The organism is Gordonia aquimaris (assembly GCF_026262595.1).
GTDB lineage: Bacteria > Actinomycetota > Actinomycetes > Mycobacteriales > Mycobacteriaceae > Gordonia > Gordonia tangerina.
Genome location: NZ_JAPKFM010000035.1, coordinates 36,565 through 46,403 on the forward strand (window position 1 = coordinate 36,565; position 9,839 = coordinate 46,403).

Here is a 9,839-nt window from a genome sequence, read left to right on the forward strand (position 1 = left end):
GTCGGCTCCGGTAGAGCCGGCCACTGCGCGGACCGCTTACCGGCGCCGGCCGTGACGGCGGTGCTGCCGGGGCTGGTGGTGCCGCCTGCCGCGGAGACCCGAGCAGATCCGAGTCGAGCACACGGAGCGGACCACCACATCGGGGGCAGCGCTCGCGTCCGGGGCGGTGGGGCGCCTGGATACGGCACCGCGGGCAGAGGTCGATCATTGCGAGCCGGCACTCCCGGTCTCGACGGGCTTGCCGTTCTCGACCCACGCGAGCATGCCGCCGCGGACACAGCTGCCCTCGTAGCCCATCTGGCCCAGGTACTGCAGCACACGCATCGACCGCCCGCTGGAGTGACACACGACGAGCAACTCGGCGTCGAGGTCGATCTCACCCAGTCGCGCGGGAACGTCACCGAGGGGGATGTGCAGCGCTCCCCGGACATGCCCGGACGCCCACTCGTCGGGCTCGCGCACGTCGAGCAGCACGCGGTCGGTGTCGTCGGTGAAATCGTTCGGGAGCTCGGTCACCGCCACCTGTCGGATGTCGCCCATACTCACGGAACCATGGTGGCACAGCCGTCCGGTCACGGGCGCGGATCATGCCCGGAACGCCTGTGCACAACTTCGACGCGCATGACTCGGATTGACACGGGCCGGACGCCGCACAACGGACTATGACGACCTGCATATATCTATCCACATGCCGCTTTGCCAAACCGATCGGAAGTGTGCATCGGCGACCATCAACCTGTGGATGAGACTGTGGAAATTGTGGAGAAACCCGGCCCGACCTCCGCCTCCGCTGTGACCGCTTTCACATGTGGTGTGATAGTCGTCACTGAAATGGTTGCTCAGTGTTACACACTCTTCACCAAAGTGCAGAGCTGGGTCACACCCGAAGAATCTTCCCCAACGTGCGCCATCCTGTGGATAACTTGGGGAGAACGGTGCACAACTGCTCAACGAGGCGGCCGAACCGGCCTTTCTGCGCAAGTCAGCGAAGTTCGGTTCTGATGGGCCGATCGAGCACTTCGAGGGCACCGGTCACCGCGTTCTGTACAACGTTCTGCACGCTCACCTGCCCGCCGAGGAGCCGCGCGAGCAGCGGCTTGGGTGCGTCGATCACAGTGATCTCCGCATCCGGGTAGCGCTCGGCGATCACCGACCGCATGACGCCGATCGCGTCGACCAAGCCCACTTCGACCGCGCGGCCACCCACCCACAGGTCACCACTGAACAACTCCGCGTCGGGCGCGTTCAGCTTCTTGCCCCTCCGCTGCCGCACCCAGCTGATGAACGCCTCGTGCAACTCGCCCTGCAGACCGCGCAGCCACTCGACGTCCTCGGGCCGCTCCGGCGAGAAGGTGTCGAGGCGGGCCTTGTTGTCACCCGCCGTGTAGAGCCGACGTTGGACACCGAACCGGGAGAGCACATCGGACAGGCCGAAACCCGAGGAGACCACCCCTATCGACCCGATCATGGAGGTGTGAGCGGCAAAGATCTCGTCGGCGGCGCAGGCGATCCAGTATCCGCCCGACGCCGCGACGTCCTCGCAGAAGGCGAGTACCGGCACGCCCTTCTCCGCCGACAGTTGCCGGATGCGTTCGGCGATGTACTCCGACTGCGCGGGCGATCCGCCGGGTGAGTTGATCACGATGACGACAGCCTTGACGTGCTCGGTGCCGAACGCCCGCTTGAGGATGGGCTCGACGCCGTCGGTGCTGATCCCGTGACGTCCCACGCCGGTCGGCCCGATCGGGCCGTCGAGCCGGACGACGGCAACCCGGTCCGCGCGAGAACGCGCCACACGCTTGGCGATCGATCTGAAGGGTCCACCGGTCATGCGGCCGAGTGTAATGCGCGGCCCCGCGCGCTCGACGGCCCTAGACTTTCGGCGTGCGAATCCGATGGCTTACGGCGTTCTTGGATTTCCCGTCCGACCAGTTCGGCGCCGAGGTGACGTTTTGGCGGGCGATCGCCGGCAGTACCGTGTCACCGCCTCGGGGCGAGCACCGCGAGTTCGCTTCGCTCGAACCGTTCAACGGGGATCCGCATCTGCGGGTCCAGCGCATCGACGAGGGGCCGGGCGGCATTCACCTCGACCTGCACGTCGACGATCTGGGCGCGGCAACCGATGAAGCGATCCGGCTGGGCGCCAACATCCTTCGCAGCAGCCTCGACACCGGGTGGGTGTCGCTGACGTCACCGGCCGGATTTGTCTTCTGCCTGGTCGCGTGGCAGGGGGAATCAGTACGTTCGCGACCCATCCGGTGGCCCGGCGACACGATCAGCATCATCGATCAGGTATGCATCGACGTGCCGCACGGCGCGTGGGACCGCGAAATCGAGTTCTGGTCTGCGATCACCGGCCGTCCGACGACGCCCACCAGCCGCCCCGAGCTGGTACGCCTGTCCCGCGACCCCGCCCTCGCGATCGGAATCCTGTTGCAACGCAACGGTCCCGACGATCCCTCCCAGACCGCGTCGGGCCATCTGGACCTGGCAGCCAATGCCGTCGAGGACGAGGTGGCGCGACATGAGGACTGGGGCGCCGAGGTCGTCGAACGCCTCGAGCAGTGGACAGTGATGCGCGACCCCGTGGGCCGCCGATACTGCATCACCAACCGCAACCCACGCACCGGGGACTGATCCGGCCTCAACCGTTTCCGTCGAGGAATTGTTGCAGCAGTTGAACTTCGGTTTCCAGATCGTCACGCTGCGATGACGACAGCTCGATCATCACCTCCAGGTGGACGCGCCCGTCGGCGATGCGCCAGGACCCGGCCAGCCATCCGTCGACCAGCACGAACCCTGGCGATCGTCCGTTGGGAGTGCGCAGCCGGCCGAATCGCTCCTTCTCAGCGATCCGCCGCCGGTCGGCCTGCGCGACAAGCACATTGTCATACGGCGCCAGCAGCCTGATCGGCGCCGGCCGATCGGCGTCGACGATGTCGAGACCCTCCAGGTCGAACAACCGCTCACCGTCGGGCCCGATGCGCTCCACGAGTTCCCAATCGGCCTCCATCTCCTCGACCAACGGCGTGAGCCTGGTCAACCCACACCAGCTCTGGATGCCCGCAACGGTGGCTGGGCCGAAGCCGCGCAGATATAACCGGATCAGATCACGGCGCGCCTCATCGCCGGTAACCGCCGGCTCCCCCGAGCCGACCCAGTCGTCGAACAGCCGATACGTCGGTGCGGCCGACCCCCGCCACAACCCACGCGGTGGTACCTGGACCAGCGGAAGGGCGCACCGCGCCACCGCAACGAGAGTCGACGCCGGCGCGTCGGGATGACGTTCCTGCAGCGCACGGCCGAGTTCGGTACCCGACAACGACCCGCCCGCCAGCAACTCGGCGGCATCGGTCACGACATCCGCGGGCCGCACCCCGTTCAGCTTGCGCGCATGTATGGCCAGTTCCGCGTCGAGCGCCGGCTGCGCGAGCGGTCGTACCCAACGGGCGTCCTCGGCATCCATCAGGAAGACCGTGGACCGCAACATCGCCATCCGAACGACTTCGCGGTCGGTGAGCAGATCGTCGAGTTCGGACGGGTCGAAATCGGCGATGCGCGAGGCCAGTCCGAAGAACGGCGCACGCGGGTCCTGCGCCTGCAGGCCCACGCACCGGTCGAGCACCTCGATGGCGTCCTCGGCGACTCGCTCCAGCAGGTGCTGGCGATGTAGCAGCGTCCGGTTCCACTGACCGGTGGTGATCTTCTCGGCCACCTGCTCAGGCGGCGGGATAACGCAGGCCGGTGGCGGCGTGGCAGCGGTAGCCGTGCGGGTTCTTCGCGAGGTACTGCTGGTGGTAGTCCTCGGCGTAGTAGAAGCGGCCGTCCCCGGCGTCGGCGAGCGGGCTGATCTCGGTGGCGATGGGCCCGAGCCCCGCCTGCCTCAGCACGGTCTCGAACTTCTCCGCGCTCTGCGCGGCTAGCCGAGCGTCGGCGTCGGTCAGGGTGTAGATCGCCGACCGGTACTGCGTCCCCACATCGTTGCCCTGCCGCATCTCCTGGGTGGGATCGTGGCTCTCCCAGAAGACCTTCAGGACGCCTTCGAGGTCGATCACCTCGGGATCGAACACCACGAGCACCGATTCGGTGTGTCCGGTGCGTGCGCTACATACCTCGTTGTAGGTCGGATTCGGCGTGTACCCGCCTGCGTAGCCGACGGCAGTGGTGTACACGCCGGGCAGCTGCCAATAGATCTCTTCGATCCCCCAGAAACACCCACCGGCCAGAATCACCGCCGACAGACCTCGGCCGAAGTCCCCGATGCCGAGATCGCCGTCGGGGAATTCCGGGTCGATCGCACCCCGGAGCGGGTGGTGCAGGAGCAGATGCTCATCGGCGACCGGGATTCCCTCGGCGCGACCCGGCAGCGCCCGTTCGGGCGAGATCATTTCCCGTTTGTGTGATCGCGAGGAAAGAAGCTGGTCAAGCCATGACATGCGTCCGATCCTACGCGTCGCCGGCGCCGCCACGGGTTGATGGATTTCGCAAGGTCTGCCTATCATGTCCCCCACGTCGGGGTTGTGATCATGGTCACTCCGGCTGGGATCAGCGACGACGAAGGGTGTTCATGGCAACGCACGCGAGTTCTGAACTCCGGCGGGCCCTCGGCTCTCGGCCGAGCACCCCGCGCGCCACCTATGACGTCCGGTCGGCGTGCGTCGGGACGGCCGCGAGCACCCTCGCACTGGTTGCCCTCCTCGTCCTGTTGATGCTGCTCTGAGCTACTTTTCCGGGCCGATTCTCGGCCCGCAGACTTCAACCACACTTGAAGTAGATTGTGCCGCAGTGTTTGCAATCGCCCATGTGGTGGGTAAGGGTGGAAGTACTCGCGCTACCCGACATCGGGCTCCGTTGTCCGATGCCTGTGATCCACGCGCGCAGTGACAAACGAGCAGCACCTCAGAGAGGATTATCGTGGCTGAATACACCTTGCCGGATCTCCCTTACGACTATGCGGCGCTCGAGCCGCATATCTCCGGCAGGATCATGGAGCTCCATCACGACAAGCACCACGCCACTTACGTCAAGGGCGCCAACACCACTCTGGAGAAGCTGGCCGCGGCCCGCGAGGACGGCACCATCGCCGACAAGGTGTACGGCCTGTCGTCGACGCTCGCTTTCCATCTCGGTGGCCACACCAACCACTCCATCTTCTGGAAGAACCTGTCGCCCAACGGAGGCGACAAGCCCGAGGGTGATCTGGCCGCCGCGATCGACGATCAGTTCGGCAGCTTCGACAAGTTCCAGGCACACTTCACCGCCGCCGCCACCACGCTGCAGGGCAGTGGCTGGGCGATCCTGGGTTACGACACCATCGGCGGCAAGCTGGTGATCCTGCAGCTCACCGACCAGAGCGGCAACATCCCCGCGGCCATCATTCCGGTCGTCATGCTCGACATGTGGGAGCACGCCTTCTACCTCGACTACCAGAACGTGAAGCCCGACTACGTCAAGGCCTGGTGGAACGTCGTCAACTGGGCCGACGCCGCGGAGCGCTACGCCACCGCGAGCAGCCAGGGCAAGGGACTCATCGTCCCGGCCTGACGCCCCGTCGGCAGCAGATGTGCAGCGCCGCCCGGTTCGGATCTCCGAGCCGGGCGGCGATTGTCTGTACGGGGGGGCCTGCTCAGAGCAGGATCGTTACCGTGATCGCCGCGGCACACGCAACGCCCACCACCGTCAGCACCACCGCATCGGTGCGACCCGGCCGCGACGGGTAAGCCGCCAGCCGGCCGGTACCGCCACGCGCGGTGATGGCCTCGGCCATCTCCGAACTGCGCCGCAACGCACTCGACATCGCGGCAGTGATCATGTCGAGCACACCCATCTCCGCCGCCGGATGGCCGCTGCGGGGCGGCGCCGACGGCCGCAGCCGATGTGCTGCCCGCAACATCCGCAGTTCGTCGATCAGCATCGGCATCCCCCGCAGACACAGGGCTATGGCGACAGCCCACTCGTCGACCGGCAGCCGGAAGATACGCAATGGCCGCATCAGGGTCGCGATCGCCGGGGCGATGTCGGCCATCGGCGTCGTCCAGATCACCAGGATCGAACTCGCCACCAGCACCAACCCGAGGGTGACCGCCCGCAGGTACACGATTAGCGCCGCTGGACCGAACATCACGTTGAGCAGGCCGCCGGCGATGATCAGACCCCAGAACCACCAGGGCGGCCGCGGGATGGCACCCAACGGGATGCCGGCGGCAATCGCGGTGATCACCACGAACGCCGCCACCATGCCCAGCGACGGCCACGACGGCAGCACCCACGTCATCACACTGAGCAGCAGCACGACGATGAGTTTCGTGCCCGCCCACAGACGATGAACCATGGAGTCGCCGGGCACCTGGCGCAGCGGGATCGTACGCACACTCATTCGGCAGCCTCCCCGGTTGCACGCTGAAACGACTGCTGCCCGGAGATCCCCGGGGCGTCGACCACTGTCAACGTGCCGTCGGTGAGCCGAACCCGCCGACTGACCACCGCGTCGAGATCGGACAGATCGTGCGAGATGATCACGATCGTCATCCCCTCGGCACGCAGCCGTCCGAGCATCTCGACGATCTCGGCACGGGCATACGGGTCCACCCCGGCGAGCGGTTCGTCGAGGATCAACACCTTGGGTCGCCGCGCGATGAGCCCGGCGAGCACCACCCGACGCATCTGGCCGCCGCTGAGGGAATCGGTTCGGCGCGCGGCCATCTCACGCGGCAAGCCCACCGCCTCGAGTACCCGGGCGACCTCCGCGCTGCCGACCTCGATTCCGCCGGCGGCCATGATCTCGTCGCCGACGGTCTGCTTCTGCAACTGCAGCCGGGCGTGCTGGAACGCCAGTGCGACCTCCCCGACCTTGTCGGTACTCGGCGCGCCGTCGAGGGTCGCGGTGCCCTCCGACGGCGCGATCAGTCCGGCCATCACCCACGCCAGGGTGGTCTTGCCCGAGCCGTTTCCGCCGACGATGAGCAGCCCGTCGCCGCGATGCACGGTGATCGACACGTCGTGCAGCGCGCGCACCGCCCACGGCGAACCGGCGAGATAGGTGTGCCCGACCCCCTGCAGCATCAGCAGCGGCTGCGCCGGCCGCGGACCGAACCCGCCGGCCTGCGCCACCGGCGTCGGCCGGGCCGGTTCCTCGACCATGCCGGGGCGCGGCACCCAGTGCGGCGGATGCGGGATCACCCGACCGTTGTGCAAGTGGATGATGCGGTCGGCGGCGGCGGCCTCGGCACCCCGATGGGTGATCAGCACGACGGTCATGCCGCGCCGGCGCGGCAGATCGGCGAGCAGCGCCAACAGCTCGTCACGTCCGGTCGGGTCGACCATCGAGGTCACCTCGTCGGCCACCAGCAGATCCGGGTCACGCGCCAGGGCGGCAGCGATGGCCAGCCGTTGCTGCTGACCGCCGGACAGATCCGACGTCTCGCGATCCCCCAAACCGGACAGGCCGACCTCGCCGAGCAGTGCCTCCACGTCCACCTCGGCGCCGAAGGGCAGACCCCAGACCACGTCGTCGGCCACCCGCGAGCCGAGCATCTGGGTCTCTGGTCGCTGCAGGACCATCGCCGTGCCGCCGTGGCGTCCGAGACCGGCGGCGCCGGGCCGCGTCACCGAGCCCGTCGTCGGCGCCCGGCCGGCGAAGATCTTGGCCAGGGTGGACTTGCCCGACCCGTTCGCGCCGACCACGGCGACGAACTCACCGCTGCCCACCGATACGTCGACGGCGTCGAGCACCACCGGACCGTCCGGCCGGTAGCGGAACCCGACATCGGTCAGGTGCAGGGGCAGCGGGCCCACCTGCGCCGATTCGCGATCCGCGGTGCCCGCGTCCAGGGTGTCCTCGCTCGGGATGTCGGCGAGCCTCGCGATGACCCCGCCGAGCAACCACCAGGCCACCGCCAGCGACACCACGGTCCCCAACGCGCCGGACACCCACATCCACACCCACCAGTGATCGACCATGCTGGTGCCGAGCGAGTCGACGGTGTCGGCCAGTCCGGTGAGCCCCGGAACCTGGTTGAGCAGTTTCACCAGGCCGCCGACGGTATTGCCGAGGGCCTCCAGCGCCAGCGTGCGCAACGGCACCAGGATGAGCAGCAGCAGCACCGAGATCCCGCCGATCACCGGGGCCGCGACGAGGCCGGCGAGCGCGAGGGTGCCGATGCCCCGGCCACGCCGTTTGGTGTCGCCGACGATGCCGCCGACCAGCGCCGACCCAAGCACCGTGGCCGCCGCCCCGGTGCCTGCCATCGCGAAACTGACCCCGGTGGCGGCCACCGACGCCGCGATCAACGCCCGCGGCCGGGTGCGCGCAGCGACCAGGGCCAGCGGGACGGGCGCCAACAACCCGACCGCCGTCGCCAGCGGCACCACAGCGGCGACGACGATCGCCGCGACCGTCAGGCCACCGAAGATCGCGATTGACGCCATCTCCATCGGGCGCAGCGGAACAGACTTACTCACCTCATCCAGTGTGCCTGGTGGGTCCGACGGTCCCGCCGTGTGTCCGCCTCATCACACTGAAGAGGCTCGGCCGGTGACGTCCGAGCGTCCACACCCGGGTTACGTCGTGTAAAAGAACCGTCACAACAACCGTGTTCGAGTTGTCAGCACCGGCGTCGAGGTGGATTCTTCTTCCACAGGATCCGATTTTCGATCCGGGTCCTCGTCCGGGAGTAAGAACCCTGTGGCAGAGGGAGATCAGTGATGACGACTTCCATACCCATCGGCCTGACGCCGTTCCACTTCGAAGGGGAACTCAACGGCATCCTGATCTCGGGTCGGTGGCCCGAGTCGACGCTCGAATGGACGCAGACGCTGGTGGCCTCCGTCCGAATCGCGTGCCGGCCCGGCTTCCTGCCCACCACCACCATCTTCGGGGTCGTCGAAGAGCGTCCCGACGATGCCGACGCCGACGCGGTCGGGATGATGGTCGCGGTGGGCAATGTCGTCGACGACAGCTTCGTGGAGGCGGGCCGCTTCCTCACCAATCCGCCGGCGCTGGTGATGCTGCACCCGCCGTCGCAGACCCGACCGTCGTTGCCCGAGTGCGCCGACGTCGCCTCCGGATGCGTGCTGCTGCCCGGCCTGCCCGAGCTCGGTCTCGAACACCGCGCCGGCTGGGCCGAGGCCGAGGCCGACGGCACGGTGGTGAATCTGCGCAACCAGGTCGGGATCGACCCCAACGCCGACCCCGACACCGCGGTACTGGCGATGTTGCTGGCGGCCTGACGAGATCGTCGAGATCTGGAGTCGTGCGTCGCGAGTTCGTTTCCTGAGTTCGGCACGAGAACTCGACGTCTGCGTACACATGGGGTCATCGCCCGGCCCGGTCCCGCCGGCCGGCTACGTCCCCCCGTACAAAACGAACAGCTGGGTGCGCGCCGAGGCAAGGTTCAGAATGAGAGGACTCGGGCCGTGTCAGGATCGGCAGATGGCCTACCCCTACCGAGACTTCGGATGGCTCGCAATCGACTACCGGTGGACTAGTAGATGCTGAAAGGGCTCTGTTGCGCGGCGTTGTCGTTCAGCGCTCACAACACTTGGACCGTCATACCGGCATACCTCTATATAGCCAGTCTTTTAGCCGATAATCATCGTTTGTCAGCGGACATGAAAAACTGCCCATGGGCGGTCACGAAAGTGCCCGCTGACGGCCAATAAGGACTGCCCACTCGCGGTCACGAAGCTGCCCGTCGGCGGACACGATTTTGCCCACACCTGTCTCATCCGACGGCGCGTCTGCGCTGAGCGGGTCTCTCCCGTGGCTTCGATAGCGATGCCTAGTCGTATCGAACTCACTCACGGGAGAGGCCCCTCTTGAAGTCTGACGGAGAACTCAC

Annotated in this window: 10 protein-coding genes; 4 read left to right on the forward strand and 6 right to left on the reverse strand. The window is 67.2% G+C overall.

Going from position 1 to position 9,839, the window contains the following annotated elements; genetic code table 11:
• Positions 1 to 204 precede the first annotated feature (204 nt).
• Together OSB52_RS22795 and OSB52_RS22800 are read right to left on the reverse strand one after the other, a co-directional pair.
• Positions 205 to 540: a rhodanese-like domain-containing protein gene (locus OSB52_RS22795; protein ID WP_235725737.1), complete on the reverse strand. Its 336-nt coding sequence runs from the start codon at positions 538 to 540 to the stop codon at positions 205 to 207.
• 442 nt (positions 541 to 982) lie between these two features.
• A complete protein-coding gene (locus tag OSB52_RS22800) occupies positions 983 to 1,831 on the reverse strand; it encodes a S49 family peptidase (protein ID WP_235725703.1) in 849 nt (282 codons plus the stop codon).
• A 53-nt stretch (positions 1,832 to 1,884) separates the two neighbouring features.
• Between OSB52_RS22800 and OSB52_RS22805 the strand changes: the two genes are divergently transcribed.
• On the forward strand, positions 1,885 to 2,637 hold the full coding sequence (locus OSB52_RS22805; protein ID WP_235725702.1) for a VOC family protein: 753 nt from the start codon (positions 1,885 to 1,887) through the stop codon (positions 2,635 to 2,637).
• Positions 2,638 to 2,644: 7 nt separating this feature from the next.
• Here the strand turns inward: OSB52_RS22805 and OSB52_RS22810 are convergent, their stop codons facing one another.
• Both OSB52_RS22810 and msrA read right to left on the reverse strand, forming a co-directional pair.
• Entirely contained in the window at positions 2,645 to 3,715 is a 1,071-nt protein-coding gene (locus OSB52_RS22810) for a winged helix DNA-binding domain-containing protein (protein WP_266063643.1), read from the reverse strand.
• Positions 3,716 to 3,719: 4 nt separating this feature from the next.
• Entirely contained in the window at positions 3,720 to 4,436 is a 717-nt protein-coding gene (msrA, locus tag OSB52_RS22815; protein WP_235725698.1) for a peptide-methionine (S)-S-oxide reductase MsrA, read from the reverse strand.
• A gap of 131 nt (positions 4,437 to 4,567) precedes the next feature.
• Here msrA and OSB52_RS22820 point away from each other — a divergent pair, with 131 nt between their 5' ends.
• Positions 4,568 to 4,720 (forward strand): hypothetical protein, encoded by a 153-nt coding sequence (locus OSB52_RS22820; RefSeq protein WP_235725692.1) that lies wholly within the window; start codon positions 4,568 to 4,570, stop codon positions 4,718 to 4,720.
• A gap of 194 nt (positions 4,721 to 4,914) precedes the next feature.
• Positions 4,915 to 5,544 (forward strand): superoxide dismutase, encoded by a 630-nt coding sequence (locus OSB52_RS22825; RefSeq protein WP_235725690.1) that lies wholly within the window; start codon positions 4,915 to 4,917, stop codon positions 5,542 to 5,544.
• Between the two features lie 82 nt (positions 5,545 to 5,626).
• On the opposite strand, the gene OSB52_RS22830 is transcribed toward OSB52_RS22825, so the two are convergent.
• Together OSB52_RS22830 and OSB52_RS22835 are read right to left on the reverse strand one after the other, a co-directional pair.
• Entirely contained in the window at positions 5,627 to 6,376 is a 750-nt protein-coding gene (locus OSB52_RS22830) for an energy-coupling factor transporter transmembrane component T family protein (protein ID WP_266063644.1), read from the reverse strand.
• Positions 6,373 to 8,433, reverse strand: a complete 2,061-nt coding sequence (locus OSB52_RS22835; RefSeq protein WP_266063645.1) for an ABC transporter ATP-binding protein — start codon at positions 8,431 to 8,433, stop codon at positions 6,373 to 6,375. The genes OSB52_RS22830 and OSB52_RS22835 overlap by 4 nt, the downstream gene beginning before the upstream one ends.
• Before the next feature lie 270 nt (positions 8,434 to 8,703).
• On the opposite strand from OSB52_RS22835, the gene OSB52_RS22840 reads away from it, so the two are divergent.
• The gene (locus OSB52_RS22840) at positions 8,704 to 9,228 is read left to right on the forward strand and encodes a peptidase (protein WP_235725684.1); all 525 of its coding nucleotides are present in this window, start codon (positions 8,704 to 8,706) and stop codon (positions 9,226 to 9,228) included.
• Positions 9,229 to 9,839: the final 611 nt, after the last annotated feature.